This is a genomic window from Neptunomonas sp. (assembly GCF_016744175.1).
GTDB lineage: Bacteria > Pseudomonadota > Gammaproteobacteria > Pseudomonadales > Balneatricaceae > Neptunomonas.
Map to the genome: position 1 here is coordinate 1 of NZ_JADGEV010000036.1, position 19,134 is coordinate 19,134.

Below are 19,134 nucleotides of genomic sequence, written 5' to 3' on the forward strand. Positions count from 1 at the left end.
GATACCCGTAATCATACAAAATGCTTCGCCAGCCACCCTAGATACTTCTGGGTCTTCCATGTATTTCAATAATCCAGGAACCCAAAATGGATCCCCGCTAATACCTGCCCCCATCATCGCAAGTCGTACCGTTTTCTTGTCTTGCACTAGATGCTGTAGCAGGTTTTTCAGCTCATCTGAAGGTAAGACTCGAGCAACAAGCGGCATCGCGCGCGTAGCAAATTCGGTGTTATTGATAGTCTGCTGCTTTAACAGATCAATCGCCAACCTGTTGCCAAGCAAAACTGAGGACCAGTTCGACCAGAAACTATACATGGCACTAGCACTGCTTTGAAAAGAATTGAGTTCAGCCTGTAAGTCTTTACGACCCAGCTCACCGATTGATCGCAGTGCCCGTGCTACATGTAGCTCATCCTCCAACGATAGTGCTGCTTGTAATGCCTTTCCCGGATCGATTCGATGTAATGCACATGCGTTAATGCCCAATGCTAAATAAGATGGATCATTGGCATTTAAAAATGATTGTAATAGACCAGACGCGTGCTCGGCCGGATGCCACGCCAACGCCGACACTAGTGCGCGATAGTTTTCCCGGCTAGTTTTTGCTACATCCATGACACAGTTAAGCTTTTCTCCATCCAATGCTGCCACTGCCAACCAAGCAGCAACGAAGACCTCCCCCGGTTCCCCAAAGCTAAGCGCAGCACAAGCGGCTTTCCAACCAGCGTCTCCGGCCACCAGCAACCCATCAAGATGCGCTTCAAGCCTATCATCCAGCTCGGCTAAGTCTTTTAAATCATAGTGGGGTTCATATACAGCTGCATCACGCTGTAGCCACAAGAAAGCGGCATCTTCTGTATGACGTTCGATAATAACCGGGATGGCTTGTACTGAATTGAGGGTATTCATAGTTACCTATACTCCCTTATAAGTACCCATTAGAGGATCTTCATCATGCGGATAAACCGCCACCACGAGAAGAGATCGAATAAAGCTCACTGTTAACGCTATTCTAAAAAACCTGAGTACCACTATAAGCCTAACACGCCTTTTATTATGACAAAACAGGCTTGACTTCCTTACTTTTTAAGTAAAGCATGAAATAGCGCTCTCTCGCTGAGCCATTCAGTGAGAGCGCTCAATATTTGAACGACATAGACAAATTAGCTCAATCAATTAGGGAGCGACCAATGCATCCTTCCTTGTCCCATTTATCTCTTTATGGGTTAACGCTTTACGAACGATCAAAACTGCGTACTTTTAGGGTGATGCTGATGTCTATCTATGCCTAGGAAAGGCAGCGTTTATTTTTTACTCATTAGATAATGAAAGGATTAAAAATGGACAACTCAAAAGTAAACGAGATTTGGAATGAAGCAGTAACTGAAGCGAGCAACCGATCGAAAGGCAGTTTTAAGAGAGCACTTTGGTACGGAACGAACACTAACAAGGGTGCTCGCAAAGCGATGCGTAATGCCCCAAAAAAAATAATGCTGGGCTCACTAGATTTTGCTGGGATCGCACCAGGTCTAAGCACAATTATAAGCAGCGCTGCGGATGCAGCAATGACTGCCGGCAAAGAGCACTATAGCGCTCATATAAAACCTCTCCGAAAATCAAAACCCACAAGCTCAGATGAAGCAGTTCGTAAACAAGTAAAAAATGCGGTTAAAGATATGAAGTCAAATGCCTTCCAAGTTATTGACCGAAATCTAGTAAAACTTAAAGATGCAAGTAAAAAAGTAGCACCATCAATCAGAGACTTAATGGCTGCAGCCCCAAGCACGGTGTATCAAGCACCCTTGCCGGGTAGCAATATGCCCGCTGGAATGGGCGGATCCCACAACAGTGAGAAGCAAGCTCAGAAAGCTCACGAAGCGTTACGTCATATCGCAGAAACAGAATACTATATTGATAAAGAGATGGGCTTAGTAAAATCATTGCAGCAAGCCTTAGTATCGCTAGAAAAAGACTTGAATACTATGCAAGAAAAAACTCAGAAAACTCGCAAGGAGACTATGGAGTATATAGAGCTATCTATGGATTAACTTAGTTGTTAATGACGCCCTCTTTCGGGAGGGTGTTCTTAGATAAAAGGCTGGAGCAAAGATGCCACAACAATTTAGGCTTTAACTTTACGCATAGCCATGGCATATCTTACGACAGTTAGCTTCTCGCATTTTGCCAAGCGACGCCCTAGTGTAAGAAATGAAACACGGTAGTTTTCGCGGTTAGTGTTTACTACATCTGCGACACAGCTGAGCCAGCCCTTCCAAAAATCATTCAAGACCGACACCCAGCTTTTGAGTCATAATGGGGAGCATATACAGCAGCATTACGTTGCAATCACAAAAAAGCGGTACTTTCTCGGTCACTAATACAAATAAGGTATGGCCGGAACTGCATTTAGGGTATTTATAGTTACCAATACCCCCTTGATAAGTCTTCATTCATTGGAGGCTTTGAGCATAGAGAGCCGACAAAAATATATTCTTTATTGCATCAAGGCAAAATTAAAAAAATGATTGGCCCAATAACTTATACACGGCAAATAGCAAGACTCCGTCATTTTCAGATTCGTGTCCAGAAGCTGTCACCTCTTATAAATGCATCGTACGGACCAACAGAATACAATTCTTTTTCGTTTTGAGTTGAAATAAGCTTCAGGCAACTGATGGTATCACCTTCTTCTGATACAAGGTCACTCTGCAATTTGCCACCTCTCAAGCTATAGACGGCGAAATCAGACGCAATAAAAATTACATTTTGTGTAATCGCAATATCCTGAAAATTGATATCAGCTTCAACGTTGATATAACTCCATGCATCGATATTGCCAGCGACAACAGCTCCATTGTCACCAACTATATAAAACCGGTCATCTTCGCGACAATAGACAACTGAGTTAAGATTGGCATTCGTTGGCGAGCTTTCTCTAGACCAGCGCTCTTCCCGATAGGTCCAAATTTCACCCTGCCAACCAACGGCGCAAAGGACATCTCCATTACTGGCCATCGACGTGAATCCAATAATGCCTAGTTCGTTCTCACTACTTGGCGCACTGATATTCTCCCACGTTTCACTAGTTTTTCTCCGCATCACCAATCTGCCCATGCCACAGACATAAACCTGATTATCAAAAGTGCAAATATGGGTGATCCCAATTTCGTCGGTGTAGTGGGAAAATGATAGACGAACCTCACCTGGAAAGATCTCACAAATATTGCCAGTGGAATCTACCGCAAATATTTGCATTTCGTCAGTGGCAGAATTGATTATCGATGTCATTCCAATAGCAGTCCAACCTGCAACTTCATTATAAATCTGCCAATTGTCATTATAATAAACACAAAAGTAAGAATGGGGAGAACCACATTCAAATTTCGCCACCTCTTCCACGCTAAAAAAAGGTATAAAATTCGTTTTTCCAGCAGTACAACCTGTAAGGAACCTGAACTTGTCTGTATCCATGTAACGTACTCTTTGATTTAGTTTGTTGAAATAGGAGACGCAGGAGAAAAAGAGTCTAATGCGCTTTTATCGCTTTGCTCTAGTTTTCCATAGCTTGTCCCCCCCGTCCTAGTTGCGTTATGACTGGTTTTTTTGTTTAACTGATTGTCATCAAACTGGGTATTAAGCTGAGATTCTATGCATTCTTTAGAGCAGTTAGTTTGTGCCTCGCTTACTTCTGCGGAGGCTTTTATATGGTCTTCTAATGAGGCATCGAATACCGTGTCTCTCCCAACTTTCTTCTTCACTACGCCAGTTGGTGTTTGGCCGGACTTCTGCTCAAGCAGATAGTTAATGCCATGATGATGCTTACCGTGTGAACCCACAGAGTGCCCCGCCCCTTCTAGACAAATACACAGCATTTTTCCATGTTTATGACCTCCACCCACACTCTTAACAGTACTCCAAGGTGGTATATGATGAGGTGTCTGACCGGGGCAACATCCCCTATCACCATCCTTCTCGGCATCAAAGGGGCGTAACTTGCATCGTCGAGCGCGTAAACACTCAGCATCCTTGTGTTTCTCCGCAACATTGGTCGATGCGATGGCCAACCGGCGTGTTCGCGATTTTTTCTTTTTTTGTGCCGCACTCACCCTTTTCCCAATCTTATCTCTGGTAGCTTTGATTGGCATGCCAAGAGAACCGGGGCATGGCTCTGTTACACTTTCACAGGCTGTTTCCTCTGCAGTTTTTTCCTTTTTACAGGGGTGATCGTTGGCAAGAGCCACGCTATCAACATAAGGCCAAGGAACCGCCTCATTCGCAATCGGGCTTCCATGATTATTCGTCGTCAGATCAAAGTGTCGATCTACATTTTTCCCTTCAACTTTCACATCCATTGACCATTTAATGAAATAAACTTTCCCTGTATTTTTGCTTGAAATGACTCCCTTTTTCGCAGCACAGCCCGCTTCATCACCCGTTGATTTTTTGAAGTATGATTTATTTTTCAGCATCACTTCATCATCAGTGATTTTTACGCTTTTGCTGCCACCTGAAGTGTCCGACGCCATAGCGGTATTCGGATAAGGCACAGGGATGCCTGGTGGTGTGGCTGGGTTTTCAGGAGGCGTCATGCAAACATCAGGAAAAGCAGCGATCACTTTTCCTGCGCCGGCTTTACAAGCGATTTCCATACCATTAGCAAACACTTCATTCGCCATTATTTTCTCCCAACCATTTGCCAAAACAGAACCATGGAAGAACGCTTGCCGTCATCGCTGCCTAGATGCGCTAAGACGTGATTGCCTTTGCTATATGATTTTTCACATGCCGACTTTAAAACGATAACCATCACCATGCCCATAGCTGCGCCTACCTCACCTACACAATCTGACGGGTGCCAAAAATCAAATTCCGTCCGCTTAGTTCGGTCTACCCGGCTGAAAGCCAAGCTCGCTTCTTTGAAATAGTATTGCTCACCTGAAGTATCTGTAATTTTAAAATCAAGGATGCTTTCATTACAGTTTGCATCATTCAAGGACGCCTTAATCGCCGTTGTTAGGCCATCCGCCCGCAACGGTTCTTCGGAGTCAATGGTCGATTTCTCAACCCCAAAGCCCAGTCCCATACAAATCAACTGCTTTTCATCTGAAGCTTTAGGGGCTGTAACCAACACCGCTGCGGCTGCTTCGCCGGGTATAAAGCCATCGGAGTTTTGGCTTGTTAACACCCTATCTTGCTCTTCATATACTCTTAGTGCAGGGCCTGTAATGAGGCTGTCCACACCAGCAACTATAATGTGTTCGGCTTTCTCTTTGTAAATCATCTCTCTGGCCTGACGCATTGCCACCAGCCCACCTACCCGTCCATGCTCGACAACTTTTGAGTCTTTATGAAAACGTATGCCTAGCTCCTCTTGAGTCTCAAAGAACACACGATTGCTCAAGTTCTCAACTCGCCCAGGGCGCTCCTTCTCAGCTAAACAGATAATGAGTGGCACCTGCTCTAAATCAACTTTGCCCTGCTGCGCGCACTCAATGAGAGCCTGTGCTAACATTTTTGCTAGTTTTCGTGTACCGCGCCAAGGCTGCTCTAAGGGAACTTCGCATGCTTGAATCCACTCACCGCCAGCATCTATAAACCGAGTTTCCTGAAAATTATCAATTGATGCCCGGATGGCTGCACATGTGCTTTTAGTATCTAGGCCAACACCTGTGACCATGCCCGTTGCAGTGATAGCCAATGGTTGCTTGCTTCTCTTAGCATCAGTCATCGTTATCGCCCTTTGAAGATGCGATATCTGCCAGCGATTTATAGTATGTTTTACCGAGCGTACGAGCACGCCACCACGCTCTAGACTTATTACCTACCAATACTTGCGGGATCTCAAACATATTTTTTTTAAGAGGCAAGCTGCAACGCCAAACTATACTAAATACACCTTTTTCTGGTTCAATCAATAAAGTATCTATAACCGCTTGTTTATGTTCGTCACCTCCTCGCTTGCGAAAGAACACAACCGGCATATCAGCATTAGGGATCCTAAATGCAGCACTGCCTGATGCCGTAAGGTTCAATAGCTGAACAAGTTCTCCACCTTTAAGGTAATCACACTGCTGGTCTGCTGGGGCTGCTTGAAAGTAACGATCATCAAAATCGGCTGGCAGGAATGGGAATACATCATCAATCCATTTTTGATCATAGGTACCGGCATATTGAAGCCGGTCAGCCCACCCCCTGCCAAGCGGCCCAAATGCCACTGGTTTATAGCTGCCATCAGGATTTTTAATCGCCTTCCCACGCTCTTCAGTATTGGGTAGCGGCGTATTATGAACGAGATCGTTAGTCAGATTTCGATGAAAACCTCTGCCAACCGGGTTAGGCATATAAGCATCATGCTTACTTGGGTCAGAGTGAAAATTATCCATTCCACCAAATGCAACATCATAGGTAATATTCATTTTCACAAACGGATGTGCTTTAGTGATGCTGATGCCACCTCCACCGCCGGTGTACCACAAGCGATTTCCTACCACTTTAATTACCTTGCTTATAGTAGATAACTTGAAGCCTGCTTCTACCGAACCGGCAGGTTTTCCATCTGGGGCATAGGCCGAGCCATTAAGTAAAACATCACAACGAGGCTTGAATGGAGCATATTCAGACTCATACAATGCAGCGGAATACCCCGGTTCACCACTAAACTGGTCTGCTTCAACAAGAGGCTGTTGTTGGTCGGCTAACTTTGCTTCTTCATTCTGGCTATTACCATCCATAGGCAACTGATAAGTACCCTTGATGACTACCACCAAACTTTCTCGGCCGGCTTTATCCACTCCCATGGTGTAACTGGCTAGCATTTTTGTTGCGTTAAGAAGCTCCATTTATACCCCACGCTTATACTGTTCCATTGCCTTAAAAGTCACATATGTCAGTTCAACTGTATTGATCCACCTTTAATACGGTTTGCCCCCGAAGACCGACTAAGTAAGTAAGTACCTCGGATGAGTATTTTCCCGGCACGGGTTAAGGTGATGCTAGCTTTACCGCACTTTAAGACAACCTCTTTGGCGGCACTCAATGTAATAGAATCTCCATCCATTTGTACATTTAACGGATCAGACTCTGGTTCTTGCTTAACAGCAGGTTGGCGGGGTTGTATTCTACCAATAACCAGTGGCCTAGATGCATCGCCTCCCTCAAACAGCAATGCAACTTCACGGCCTATATCATCATTATTTAAAATAACGGTTGCTCGGGCAGGCAAGCCAATAGGCGACTGGCTCTCAGGAAAAACAACCAACGGAACACCCGCTTGATCAATACCTGCCAATACTCCAATAACAACATCAGACAACCCCGTTTTATCAATGTGTGCTGATGAATCATTTTTACTGGTTATTTTTGTTGTCATAGCCGTCTCCATTAATCAATAAAATGTATACCTACCTGATTACTAATTTTGCAGGACTTTCTTACCTTTAATGATGATGTCCTTACTGGCTTTAACATCAACCTTACCGCTTCCTTTTATGGCTATGTCTTTACCGGATATGATGATCGTGCCGTCTTTTTTCATTGATATTGATGCCTTTCCACAGGTGAGTGTGATTGTATCGCCGGCATTTATAACCAGATTCTTACCGACGGTTAAGCTATCGTCTTCTGCAATTTCTGTTGAACGTTTTTTACCAACCGCAAGCGTTTGATTACCACCAATGGTTTCTGCTTGATCACTACCTATCTTTTGCGTTTGGTTAGCGCCAATGCCAATGGATTGATTAGCCCCCACATCAATATTTTGCGATGCACCTATTTCAGTAGTTTGTGCAGCACCGATAACAACAGCCTGCATAGCACCTATAGCAATTTCTTGGGAAACACCAATAATGATGGATTCATTAATACCCACTGTGTGGGAGCGATTACTTGCTACAGTGACACTCTCACTAGCACCAACATTACGTGAGCGGTTGGCAAAAACTGTTAAGGCTTCATTATTCTGCACCGTCTCTGTGCGGTCATTTTTCACCGTTTCTGTTTGGTTATTACCAACGGTTATTGCTTGATCATTACCGATATCAACCGTTTCATTAACACCTACAGTTTCAGTTTTGCAGTTTTTAACCAGAATATTTTCATCTTTCTCCGCTTGGATATACAGCTCCTCACTGTCTTTTTTATCTTCCATACGGATTTCATTAAAGTTAGATGCACTACCGTTTGGCGAGCTGTGGGACTTAATACCACTTTGAGTTTTCTTATCAGGCAAACTGTATGGAGGCATATTATCGGCGTTATACACCCTCCCAGTAATAATTGGCCGATTAGGGTCGCCTTCTAAAAATTCGACCATCACCTCTTGAGTGATACGGGGGATAAACTGAGCCCCCCACCCCGGGCCAGCCCATGTTTGAGCAACCCGAATCCAGCACGAGCTATTCTCATTCATTTCACCGTATCGGTCCCAATGGAACTGAACTTTGACCCGGCCATACTCATCGGGGTAGATCTCCTCCCCTGAAGGCCCAACCACAACGGCAGTCTGAGGCCCTTGGACAAAAGGTTTTCGGCTAGTTCTCTCGGTTCGATAAACTGTTTTGCTATGAATAGCGGTAAAAGAGCACTGATAAGTAAGCGCGCTGTTATCTCCCCCACTGGAGTACTCGTTTGTAGAGATGTCCAGCTTCACGTTAACAACAAGGTATTCTCTATTTTGATCATCTCTTGGATGATCAAACAATGTAAAAAACCCACCCGAAGCCATACATCGAGCATCGGAATCTGCACTGACTTGTTCATAACCAACATGCCTCTCTTCAATGCGCTCCAATGCATATTGCTCTCCTGCATTGGCTTCTGTGTACTCACCCGGATAGTCAAAAACTTCAGCGTCTGATTGAGCATGGTTTCGCTCAATAATCCGATTAACTCTTAGTTTATTTTGTGGCGTTTTAAAATTATAGTCACCCAAAGCAACCGTACCCGGTTGTATTTCATAACCTAAATTCCAATTTGAAATGTGCTCAACATTTATCGTTTGATCAATACCTGGCAAATGATATGGCAATTCAGGTTTTCCGCAGATGGGATCATGGGAGCTATAAGCATCCGATAGAACGACTTGATGCTTACCGTCTTCATGCTTGAAGTAATAATAGATCCCCTCATGCTCCATTAAACGGCTAATAAAATTAAAGTCACTCTCTCTATATTGGACACAATATTCCCACGTTCTGTACGTTCCACTTAGTGCATCAATAAAGTCACTAAAGCCGTTATCATTGAACACTTGTTTGATAATATCGGGGACTGCTTGTTCCTGAAAAATTCGACAATCAGCCGTTCTTGTAAGAAACCATAACCAAGGGTGCATTACCGCTTCGTAAACTGCATAGCCTCCTTCGGTTCGGTCGACTTGGGAGAAGTGCGAAATAAAACCATTAAAAAAGCGAAAATCACCACTCTCTAGCTCCATAGAAACCGTGACGTTTTGCCCTATAATTTTCTCTATTTTGATAGCTTCATCCAAGCTATACAGCACTAGGCTATACGAGAACAGTCGCCCCAATTCTTCTGTACCGTGCATGCGGACAAACAGAAGCTCATCTGGACCTAGCGGGGTTTTAATGGATACCTGTCTCGTTCCTTGCATTATATTGACCCTAATAGTTATTCAGTTTGTTTGGATTCAACTTATTGACTATTAATACCTAAAGCGTCTTTTTTTATGCCATCTATGCTTTATTACACCAACATAGGCTTAACTTTATATTTCAGCTGAATTTATAAACAAATTCAGTTTTATCAACACCAACATGAACACGCTTGGCCACATCCCCTTCCATTAACTTCGTTAAAAACACCCGGCTAATTTCTGGTAATACCGTATTAGTAAGTATGGCATCTATCATTCGGCCACCGCTTTCCAGTTCGGTACAACGCGCAGCAATAAGCTTGATGACATCATCATCATAAGTGAATGGAATACCGTGGTTTTCTTGCACTCGAGCCTCAATACGACCTAACTGAAGCTTAGTAATCGCCGTAATCATTTCATCGCTTAAGGGGTAGTAGGGAATAGTGACCAGGCGACCTAACAATGCTGGCGGGAATATATTAAGCAATGGAGCCCGCAATGCTTTGGTTATTCCTTCGGGTGACGGCATAAGCTCCGGATCTTTACACAAGCCAGAAATTAACTCTGTGCCCGCATTAGTAGTAAGGATTATCAGGGTATTCTTAAAATCAATGACTCGCCCCTCACCATCTTCCATCCACCCTTTATCAAATACCTGAAAGAATATTTCGTGCACATCAGGGTGCGCTTTTTCTACTTCATCCAATAGCACAACACTATAAGGGCGGCGTCTTACCGCCTCTGTTAATACCCCGCCTTCTCCATAACCTACATAACCCGGTGGAGCTCCTTTTAGCGTTGAAACAGTATGCGCTTCTTGGTATTCGCTCATGTTAATAGTGATTATATTTTGTTCCCCTCCATAGAGGGCTTCAGCAAGCGCTAGGGCCGTCTCGGTTTTACCCACACCCGATGTGCCCGCTAACATAAATACACCTATAGGCTTGCTCGGATTATCTAAACCTGCCCTTGAAGTTTGAATACGACTGGCAATCATATCCAAAGCATGCCTCTGGCCAATAATTCTTTCCTCTAATAAGTCAGCAAGTTTAAGCACAGTACCTACTTCATCTTTTACCATTCGCCCGACAGGAATGCCTGTCCAATCCTGCACCACCGATGCGACTGCTTGCTCATCAACAATGGAGGAAATCAGGGGCGACTCCCCCTGCAACTCTTCTAAATTTTCTTGAAGACTCTTCAGCTGAGTAACTAGTTCAGCTCGCTCATCATCGGTTAGCGCTTCGCCACTACCCGTCTCATCGGATTGATCCTGTTGATTTATTTTTTCATTTTCCTCTAGCTTCACTTCAATAGTAGTGTCTTCATTTATTGCTTCACTATCTTCAAATGCTTCTTTGTAAAGTGGTTCTGAATCACAGGTATTATCCTTATCAGGTGCATTATCTCCCCGTAGCCGAGACCTAATATCCAAAATCTGGGACACTAGGTCTTTTTCTCCTATCCACTTGAGGTCTAGTTGCTCTAAGCGTTGCTGTTCTTGGATAAGCTTGGCTTCAGCCTGAAGCGATCTTTCAGAAGTATCGAGGCCCACAGCTGCTTCTCGAGCAATGATTGCCAGCTCAGTTTCTAGCGCTAAAATTCGTCGCTGGCTATCTTCTACTTCTGCCGGTGTCGCGTGTAAGCTAATTGCCACACGGGCGCAAGCCGTATCTAAAAGGCTAACTGATTTATCAGGTAATTGGCGGGCGGGGATATAGCGATGGGACAACTTCACAGCCGCTTCTAGCGCTTCATCAAGCATCTGAACGCTATGGTGGTGCTCCATCGTGCTAGCTAAACCACGCATCATAAGAATGGCTTTTTCTTCACTAGGTTCTGATACCTGAACTACCTGAAAGCGACGTGTCAGTGCTGGATCTTTTTCGATATGTTTCTTGTATTCAGCCCATGTAGTCGCGGCAACTGTGCGAAGGCTTCCCCTGGCTAAAGCAGGTTTCAGTAAGTTTGCGGCATCCCCTGTACCCTGAGCACCACCAGCCCCCACAAGCGTATGTGCTTCATCAATAAATAAAATGATGGGCTTTTCAGAAGACTGCACTTCTTCGATGACCTGTTTAAGGCGATCTTCAAACTCACCTTTCATACTCGCGCCTGCTTGCAAGAGTCCTACGTCGAGTGAACGCAATTCAACATCTTGTAACGGTGGTGGCACGTCGCCTCTAACAATACGTTGAGCAAAGCCTTCTACTACAGCCGTTTTCCCCACACCGGCTTCGCCAGTAAGAATCGGATTATTTTGCCTTCGGCGCATAAGAATATCGATGATCTGTCGGACCTCTTCATCCCTACCAACGATGGGGTCCATTTCACCACTGCGTGCTTCTTCAGTCAGATCAAGCGTAAAGCGTTGCAGCGCTTCATTTTTACCCATTTGCGCGGGTGCCATTGCTGCACTTGCTTCGCCTGGCGTAGTGCTCCCTACTTGAAAACCATCAGAAGCATTGAGGCCTTCTTCAGGTGAACCACTCACAATTTCCCTAAAATGTTCTGTTAATACTTCATACTTTATTTTTGAAAACTCTGAGGATATTCGTTGTAGGTTGCTATTTAACGATCTCGTTTTGACAATGCCTACCATCAGGTGGCCTGTCCTAACTTGAGTTTCCCCGAATAATAAGCTGCCATATACCCACCCTCTTTCAACGGCATCTTCAACATGTGCGGACAAATCAGAAATAGACGAAGAACCTCTGGGCAAACTATCTAGCGCATCCGTTAAATCTCTTGTTAAGACCGAAGGGTTAAGGTCAAAATGTTTTATAATATGATGTAAATCAGAGTCTTGTAGTTGCAGAATTTGATGCAGCCAGTGAACCAATTCCACATAAGGATTACCGCGTAATTTACAAAAAACAGTGGCTCCTTCTATCGCTTTATAAGCGACTTTGTTTAACTTCCCAAACAATGCTGCACGATTAATTTCCGTCATGGGTGCTCTCCTGCTATATCCTAGTTGCCCAACTTTTACCCCGTACTTCTTACATCTTGTTCATAATAATTCTTGCATCGGGTTAAGGTGTAAATCACCAAAATCCTCTTCTGGGCTATGTTCGATCATCCACGTTGTCCATCCCAACTGCCCAAACACGCCTAAACAGGCGGGCTTAACTTCATCTCGTTGTAAAATAAGATTCAAGTCCCAATCAAACTCATCACCCACATAGTTACGTACAAGAGCAATCAGCCTAATCAAACTAGGCCCCCCAGGTAACATTCTCTTAAAGTCTTCGAGATTTAAAGGGCCAAAGGTCAGCCTAAACTTGCTCTGACATTCCCACACCTTCTCTCCTAACGTGCTAGTCAGACCTAGGCTGCCGCTCATTTCTGACTCCCCTAGCCTCAATCGATCAGACTCAGGTATGACTAACCAAGAGCCTATGTATTGCTCAAGGCTTGCAGGGACATGGAAGTAGTTTTTCAGGATAGCGAGCAGACCTTCAGCATTCTTTGTCTGATTAGAAAAGCGTCCACTAAAATGAAGTTTTGCATAATCGGGAATTTCATCACGATGTTTCAAGCTATCAGACCCAATGCCTATCAAACTACTCAATCGCCCAGAGAATTCATCATCTGCGGGCCTATCCAAGTTGGTTGTTGGCTGTGAATCTGCCCATACACGGTAAAAAAGTGACAACATCCTGTGATGAAATATGTCAGTAAAACGAATAAGGCTTTCATCTTGAAAGTTACGAATACGATCACGCGTGTACTCAGTTAGGTGTAGAGGGAGAGGGCCGTTTGGCCCAAAAAGCCCGAAGAAAAAAACATTCAATCTAGGAGGAAACGATTCGGGGGTTTCAAATGAGGCAAGTGTCGAGGGTGCGAACGCTAGCGAGGGCTCTTGCCCTAACCTTATCGCATCATCTTTAGGCTTTACAGAACAACCAATTTTGGCCTTGTTTGTATTAGCATTTTCAATACGTCTTAATGCCGTATAAAAGCCGTATCGATAGGGCTTTTGTACTAAATCCTGATACAACGTCAAATGATCTGACGCTGTCCGATTCTTACTGGCCATTTCATTACCTCACCACGGTCTTCAGATTTTATAACCGTTTCAGTAAAAGAATTTATCGACACATACCGTGCAAAAAAGTTATCAAGCACAGAACCCAAAAGAAAAATACCCGAACCAACAAACGCACTTTCATCGAATACAATGGTTATTTCTAAACCTCTTCCAAAGGCAATAGGCCCAGGTAATGGTATTCGTCGAGTTACCCCTACTGCATGTATAGAACGAATTCCCTCAATTTGTTTCGTTACTGCTGCATCATTGCTGTCACCGTACAAGGACATCAATTCACGTAGAGCGGCAGCGCCTCCTCCTTTATCATCATCAGCCAGTGAAAGGTAATTTAACGACAAGTGATTAATCAGTCTCCATGCAGCTTCGCCGCTTTTATGAGAGAGTGAAGGTTTGGGTTTTGTCGGACCTGATACACAGCAAATAGACGCAACCGGCGCGCTGATATCTAACGAAAAATCAGTTGAACCTCTACCTGTTGCCATTTTTAAAGGCAGATCCCGATTGGTACAAAGAGTTTGAACTTCTAATTGTTTCAAATCATTTGAAAAGGGCGCTTCATTTACATCCACCAAAGATACGTAAGTTTCACTACCGATATAGCTAGATCGTGGCCCACGCTGGCGCTGTTGCATCGAAAGAATTCTTCGCTCTCTGCGTACGCCGTAATAAGCCTGATGTTGAACAAAATCAGTTAAATCATTACACGCATAAAAAGGTAAAAAAACCTGCTTTTCATCTGCGTTGGTTCCATATCCTGTTACTGCATCAACTTGGAATACTTCAAAATCTGTTGGGCGCGTCCTATCAGGAACAACATGATAGTCTTCCTCAGACATTGACAAATGGACCCTATCAGCTCTTTTTGGAAACAAATTTATAGCCGGGGTACAAAACAGAGAAAAGTCATTAATAGTTACACGGTTTTCAAGCTCAGGATCGTAGCGATCAAACAGAATAATTAAATCAATTTCTGCATGCTTGCAGCGTTTTGTTACACTCCCTAACCCTGTGAAGTCAGCAAACAAAAACCTATCAGAAAAAGCAAAGTACTCTCGTAACAACCGATAACCACTGAAGCTTCTTGAGTCATCAGGCAATAATGATTGGTTATCACTAAATCCTACTTGGCGAATAGACTCAACTGGTAATACTTCTACTAACGGAGAGGTGGACTCAGTTGAACGCAATAAAACAGCACAAGCATTACCAAAGACTTGTTCGTATAACCTAACTGCTTGCCCACCATGCCCACTAAAATGCACGGTAAGATTATTTAGGGGTGTTTCATTAAAAGGCAGCCCGGTGGTTGATGATAATCTTAATCGCAATCCTGATTTAGGTTTAATACCACGGGGCAAAGGTGCACTAGCAATAGACACCACATTTGAAAAATACTCGGCTTCTTTTATTTTAACAGGTAGCAGTTTCACATCATGGGCGGTTGTATATTTACATGCCGTTTGCTCACCTTCTTTCAGGTTTCCTGTTAGCACCGTGCCTCTCGGTAAGCGGACACCTGCTTCAAGATTAGCCTGCGGCGAAGGTGTAAACTGAACAACCGCCATAGACGGCGTGGGCGATAAATATTGAGGGTACACAATATTCATTATATTTTGCGTAAAACGAGGATACTCAGCATCAATACGCAACTGAACACGTGCAGCTAAAAAAGCAAAGCCCTCATATAAGCGTTCAACATACGGGTCGGACGTTTCAACACCATCAATGCCCAAGCGGCTCGCAATCTTCGGATATTCTTTGGCATATTCACTGCCCATCTCTTTGATAAACTGCAATTCTCGCTCATAGTACTTTAAGAGTTGTGGATCCATCACGACTACCCTCTAGGCCTATCAAAAAACTCGAACAGTCCCGTTTCCAAATCAACCTCTGAGTTTAAATAAAGATGTTCGGGTACAGGCTGACCCCATATGTCACACTCAATTTCAAAACATAGTGCATTACGTGACATTTCATCATTCTTTATAACTCGCACGCGGAGTGTCTTAGGCAGTATTCGTGGTTCAAAATTTAGGATAGTGCGGTGTATCTGCCTTTCCAATGTGCGCACATCAGTATTAGCAGCAACAGTACCAGCCAAGTCGGGAGTGCCGTAATTAACTACCGACTTTGCAACCCACGGGTAATCAGACAGATCAACAACATTCTCTAGGTTTCCACTATTAAGCAGCCAAGAAAGATCACGCTTTACATACTCCCGCAGATTACGGGCAGTAATAACTAACCGATCAACAGGTTCTTTTTTACTTGTTCTTCCTGCTGTTTGTTTCACTTTTAAGGAATCTTCGTTAGCTCCTTCCCCATTCGGCTCCCGCCGGGCATTATCATCTGTCAGTCGATCCAGTAATGACGGCTGCAACCGGTCCTGCTGATAAAGTTCCGCCATTACTCAAACTCCTTAAATTAATTCCCTATTCTCGAGCGCTAATCAGCGAATGCCGTCCATAAAACCGTAAAGCACAACCATGAATAATACGTTTTCAAAGTGTATTGAACTCAATCAATCTCATATCTAATAATGAATATTCTTTCAAGTCTGTTGTTAACATTCGTTGGCCAAAACCGTAATACTCACCACTTTCTTTCTGTTCCCAGAGTGTTTTTTTTGCAAGTGTAACTAGGGAGTCATCACTCATCTCTGACCTTACATAACGCGTAGGTATTAACCCCACAGACTCACCCTCGTTTGTCCAGACGAAATGCGCTGGCATCCAAACAACATCCCGTAAGTCTTCGGGGGGATCAAGTTCAACTTTCTTAATACAGTGAAAAGGAACCCAATAGTAATGTCCATTTATAACGGCTTCTAAAAAAGGACCGATACGGCTATCCGCATCAGCTATCCAATTAAAGTGCTCGCCATCAATAGTTCCCGCTGTAGGTGGGGCTAACTCAAACCCTTTAGCACGCAGTTCTGCTGCTTGAGATAGCAGCCCTTGTGCTGATAGGCCCAGCGCTTGAATACACTCAGCCATCCAGGGTTCTGGCGTTCCGAAAATAATCGGTGAACGATGCCCTTCAAAAACATCTATGCGTAATACTTCGCATCGCAATGCCTCTCGATATGTTTGGACCATAGCTAAGCAACTGTGATCTAAATCACCCGCAACCTTGAGTTGTGTCAGAGCTCGATCCCAAGCCCCCATTACTGACAATAATTGAAAAAGAAAGACTCTAAGCTCTGTCTTTGCAGGATCTGTTTTAACTTGCGTTTGAAGCTCAGCCAAAGCTGCAGCCAAATTCCCCTCTAACAAGCTTGTTTCTGCTGACATAACCCAACCCCATTGGCATTAATGACCAAAAGAAAAAAGGGAACATACTGATCAACAGCGAATTAAAAAAGATGCTATTACCCTGCTCCCCGCCCTGACTTAGCGACTTTTTGTATACTCTTAAGCCTTTACATTCTTTTCCATATCCCAAGCAAACTCTGGCCCTGGAGTACCCGATCCATCTGGTAGTTGCTCTTGGTATTCAACTTTTACTTTGGCAAAATTAATCGAAACTTGTTCACTCAGCATCTCATCTCCTTGACTAGCTGCTGTTGAAATACTTGTCACTATACAATCTGTCATTGTTATGATGAGGTACTCCAAAGGATCCTCACCAGCTTTACGAACAACCAGCTTTGCTTCAGGAATATGCGAGCCTTTTGCACAACAAAGCATGAGATTACCCGTCGCTTTATCTAGGTAGTGAAGAAATGTTAAATCCTGAACGTTGACTTTACCTCTCCCACCACCACCACCTTGGTGCATACTTCCTGACTGAGACATGCCCCAATTCCAACCAAGCACATCGATTTCACCGGTGTGCTCGTCATCCTTTGATTCTCCATCGATACCCTCAAGTTTTATAAACATATCAGACATGATGACTCTCCTTTCTAAGCGTTATTGTTATGCATATGTATAACAGTCACGACTACCTTGCTTGCTAGTTAGACTTGTTATCAAGCGCCTTTAACTGAAGGTAATTTTGAAACCAACCTAAGAGAAACTGTCAAACCTTCTAGCTGATAGTGTGGTCTTAAGAAAAATTTCGAGGTGTAATATCCAGGGTTCCCTTCTACCTCTTCTACAACAACCTCAGCCGCAGCCAGTGGCTTACGTGCCTTAGTTTCTTCGGTGGAATTAGTTGGATCACCGTCAACATAATTCATAATCCATTTTTGCAACCATTTCTGCATGTCATCTTTTTCTTTAAATGAACCAATTTTGTCACGCACAATACATTTCAAATAATGTGCAAAGCGACAGCTTGCAAAAAGATAAGGTAACCTAGCCGCAAGGTTCGCATTGGCCGTTGCATCAGGATCATCATATTCAGCAGGCTTCTGAAGGGATTGCGCACCAATAAAAGCGGCAAAGTCTGAATTCTTTTTATGCACTAGAGGCATATACCCATTTTTTGCTAGCTCTGCCTCTCGTCTATCGCTTATCGCAATTTCTGTTGGGCATTTCATATCCACACCGCCGTCATCCGTCGGAAATGTGTGAGTTGGCAACCCTTCAACAGCTCCTCCAGATTCAATGCCACGAATCCTGGAGCACCATCCGTACATCTTGAAGGAGCGATTAATGTTGACCGCCATCGCATAAGCAGAATTTGCCCAAGTGTATTTGCTGTGATCTGCTCCTTCGGTGTCCTCTTCAAAGTCGAACTCTTCAACAGGGTCTGTGCTAATTCCGTAAGGAAGGCGAGAAAGAAACCTAGGCATAGCTAGCCCAAGATAGCGTGCATCTTCAGATTCACGTAAAGACCGCCAACCTGCATACTCTGGGGTTTGAAAAATTTTAGTCAGGTCTCTTGGGTTACTTAGTTCTTGCCAAGAATCCATCTGCATTAAATTAGGATCTGCAGCAGTAATAAATGGGGAATGGGATGCGGCGGATACTTGAGCAATTTCACCTAATAGCTCTACATCAGGAGGACTATGGTCAAAATAGTAATCACCTACTAAACAACCATAAGGCTCACCACCAAACTGACCATATTCTTCTTCGTATATTTTTTTAAAAACGGGGCTCTGATCCCACGCCGTGCCTTTGAATTTTTTCAGTGTTTTACTGAGTTCTTTTTTCGATATGTTCATCACTCTGATTTTTAGCATCTCATCTGATTCAGTATTATTGATCAGATAATGTAAGCCACGCCAAGAGCCTTCAAGGTTTTGAAAATCATCGTGATGTAAAATCTGATTAACTTGGTCAGTCAGCTTTTGGTCTATCTCGGCGATTAAAGCCTGAATAGTCCCTATGACATCCGAAGAGATAATTGCAGTATCTTTTAACAGCTGCTCGGCAAGTGTATGGACAGCTATTTCTACTGCTTCTTTAGAGCGCTCGGATTTTGGCTTAAACTCTTTCTTGAGTAGTGAATCAAAGTCGCTCGCTTCAACTACCTCACTTTCTGCCAATGGCGCTTGTGCTTCAATATCTGCCATAACAAATCACTCCTTAAT

At 43.8% G+C, this 19,134-nt stretch carries 16 protein-coding genes; 1 reads left to right on the top strand and 15 read right to left on the bottom strand.

Annotation, left to right across the window (positions count from 1 at the left end; all coding sequences use genetic code 11):
• Window positions 1-909 (bottom strand): TIGR02270 family protein (locus QZZ55_RS14785; RefSeq protein ID WP_293268141.1); only part of this gene is annotated, 909 nt, incomplete at its 3' end.
• A gap of 431 nt (window positions 910-1,340) precedes the next feature.
• Here QZZ55_RS14785 and QZZ55_RS14790 point away from each other — a divergent pair.
• Complete coding sequence (locus QZZ55_RS14790; RefSeq protein ID WP_293268143.1) at window positions 1,341-2,048, top strand: hypothetical protein; 708 nt, start codon at window positions 1,341-1,343, stop codon at window positions 2,046-2,048.
• 74 nt (window positions 2,049-2,122) lie between these two features.
• Here QZZ55_RS14790 and QZZ55_RS14795 read toward each other — a convergent pair whose 3' ends face one another.
• The 14 genes from QZZ55_RS14795 to tssC form a co-directional block, all read right to left on the bottom strand.
• On the bottom strand, window positions 2,123-2,287 hold the full coding sequence (locus QZZ55_RS14795) for a hypothetical protein (RefSeq protein WP_293268144.1): 165 nt from the start codon (window positions 2,285-2,287) through the stop codon (window positions 2,123-2,125).
• Between the two features lie 284 nt (window positions 2,288-2,571).
• Window positions 2,572-3,471 (bottom strand): hypothetical protein, encoded by a 900-nt coding sequence (locus QZZ55_RS14800; protein WP_293268145.1) that lies wholly within the window; start codon window positions 3,469-3,471, stop codon window positions 2,572-2,574.
• 17 nt (window positions 3,472-3,488) lie between these two features.
• On the bottom strand, window positions 3,489-4,676 hold the full coding sequence (locus QZZ55_RS14805; protein ID WP_293268146.1) for a PAAR-like domain-containing protein: 1,188 nt from the start codon (window positions 4,674-4,676) through the stop codon (window positions 3,489-3,491).
• Window positions 4,676-5,728, bottom strand: a complete 1,053-nt coding sequence (locus QZZ55_RS14810; protein ID WP_293268147.1) for a beta-ketoacyl synthase N-terminal-like domain-containing protein — start codon at window positions 5,726-5,728, stop codon at window positions 4,676-4,678. The genes QZZ55_RS14805 and QZZ55_RS14810 overlap by 1 nt, the downstream gene beginning before the upstream one ends.
• Window positions 5,721-6,839, bottom strand: a complete 1,119-nt coding sequence (locus QZZ55_RS14815; protein WP_293268149.1) for a DUF2169 domain-containing protein — start codon at window positions 6,837-6,839, stop codon at window positions 5,721-5,723. The genes QZZ55_RS14810 and QZZ55_RS14815 overlap by 8 nt, the downstream gene beginning before the upstream one ends.
• A 47-nt stretch (window positions 6,840-6,886) precedes the next feature.
• The gene (locus QZZ55_RS14820; RefSeq protein WP_293268150.1) at window positions 6,887-7,369 is read right to left on the bottom strand and encodes a DUF6484 domain-containing protein; all 483 of its coding nucleotides are present in this window, start codon (window positions 7,367-7,369) and stop codon (window positions 6,887-6,889) included.
• 42 nt (window positions 7,370-7,411) lie between these two features.
• Window positions 7,412-9,610 (bottom strand): type VI secretion system tip protein TssI/VgrG, encoded by a 2,199-nt coding sequence (tssI, locus tag QZZ55_RS14825; protein ID WP_293268151.1) that lies wholly within the window; start codon window positions 9,608-9,610, stop codon window positions 7,412-7,414.
• Window positions 9,611-9,731: 121 nt separating this feature from the next.
• Window positions 9,732-12,548 carry a type VI secretion system ATPase TssH gene (gene tssH, locus QZZ55_RS14830; protein ID WP_293268152.1) on the bottom strand — a complete coding sequence of 939 codons (2,817 nt, stop codon included), beginning with the start codon at window positions 12,546-12,548 and terminating at the stop codon, window positions 9,732-9,734.
• Window positions 12,549-12,608: 60 nt separating this feature from the next.
• Window positions 12,609-13,637, bottom strand: a complete 1,029-nt coding sequence (gene tssG / locus QZZ55_RS14835) for a type VI secretion system baseplate subunit TssG (RefSeq protein WP_293268153.1) — start codon at window positions 13,635-13,637, stop codon at window positions 12,609-12,611.
• Window positions 13,601-15,481, bottom strand: coding sequence for a type VI secretion system baseplate subunit TssF (gene tssF, locus QZZ55_RS14840; protein WP_293268155.1), 1,881 nt, complete (start codon window positions 15,479-15,481; stop codon window positions 13,601-13,603). The genes tssG and tssF overlap by 37 nt, the downstream gene beginning before the upstream one ends.
• Before the next feature lie 5 nt (window positions 15,482-15,486).
• Window positions 15,487-16,056, bottom strand: a complete 570-nt coding sequence (gene tssE, locus QZZ55_RS14845) for a type VI secretion system baseplate subunit TssE (protein ID WP_293268156.1) — start codon at window positions 16,054-16,056, stop codon at window positions 15,487-15,489.
• 94 nt (window positions 16,057-16,150) lie between these two features.
• Window positions 16,151-16,942, bottom strand: coding sequence for a type VI secretion system accessory protein TagJ (locus QZZ55_RS14850; RefSeq protein WP_293268157.1), 792 nt, complete (start codon window positions 16,940-16,942; stop codon window positions 16,151-16,153).
• 120 nt (window positions 16,943-17,062) lie between these two features.
• On the bottom strand, window positions 17,063-17,542 hold the full coding sequence (locus tag QZZ55_RS14855) for a type VI secretion system tube protein Hcp (protein WP_293268159.1): 480 nt from the start codon (window positions 17,540-17,542) through the stop codon (window positions 17,063-17,065).
• A gap of 80 nt (window positions 17,543-17,622) precedes the next feature.
• On the bottom strand, window positions 17,623-19,116 hold the full coding sequence (tssC, locus tag QZZ55_RS14860; RefSeq protein WP_293268160.1) for a type VI secretion system contractile sheath large subunit: 1,494 nt from the start codon (window positions 19,114-19,116) through the stop codon (window positions 17,623-17,625).
• Window positions 19,117-19,134 lie beyond the last annotated feature (18 nt).

Bases quoted from the DNA above. Each gene is read 5' to 3' on its own strand.
- QZZ55_RS14820 (WP_293268150.1), bottom strand. From the start codon at position 7,369: ATGACAACAAAAATAACCAGTAAAAATGATTCATCAGCACACATTGAT.
- tssI (WP_293268151.1), bottom strand. From the start codon at position 9,610: ATGCAAGGAACGAGACAGGTATCCATTAAAACCCCGCTAGGTCCAGAT.
- QZZ55_RS14805 (WP_293268146.1), bottom strand. From the start codon at position 4,676: ATGGCGAATGAAGTGTTTGCTAATGGTATGGAAATCGCTTGTAAAGCC.
- tssH (WP_293268152.1), bottom strand. From the start codon at position 12,548: ATGACGGAAATTAATCGTGCAGCATTGTTTGGGAAGTTAAACAAAGTC.
- QZZ55_RS14855 (WP_293268159.1), bottom strand. From the start codon at position 17,542: ATGTCTGATATGTTTATAAAACTTGAGGGTATCGATGGAGAATCAAAG.
- QZZ55_RS14790 (WP_293268143.1), top strand. From the start codon at position 1,341: ATGGACAACTCAAAAGTAAACGAGATTTGGAATGAAGCAGTAACTGAA.
- QZZ55_RS14815 (WP_293268149.1), bottom strand. From the start codon at position 6,839: ATGGAGCTTCTTAACGCAACAAAAATGCTAGCCAGTTACACCATGGGA.
- tssE (WP_293268156.1), bottom strand. From the start codon at position 16,056: ATGGCGGAACTTTATCAGCAGGACCGGTTGCAGCCGTCATTACTGGAT.
- QZZ55_RS14850 (WP_293268157.1), bottom strand. From the start codon at position 16,942: ATGTCAGCAGAAACAAGCTTGTTAGAGGGGAATTTGGCTGCAGCTTTG.
- tssC (WP_293268160.1), bottom strand. From the start codon at position 19,116: ATGGCAGATATTGAAGCACAAGCGCCATTGGCAGAAAGTGAGGTAGTT.
- QZZ55_RS14810 (WP_293268147.1), bottom strand. From the start codon at position 5,728: ATGACTGATGCTAAGAGAAGCAAGCAACCATTGGCTATCACTGCAACG.
- tssG (WP_293268153.1), bottom strand. From the start codon at position 13,637: ATGGCCAGTAAGAATCGGACAGCGTCAGATCATTTGACGTTGTATCAG.
- tssF (WP_293268155.1), bottom strand. From the start codon at position 15,481: ATGGATCCACAACTCTTAAAGTACTATGAGCGAGAATTGCAGTTTATC.
- QZZ55_RS14800 (WP_293268145.1), bottom strand. From the start codon at position 3,471: ATGGATACAGACAAGTTCAGGTTCCTTACAGGTTGTACTGCTGGAAAA.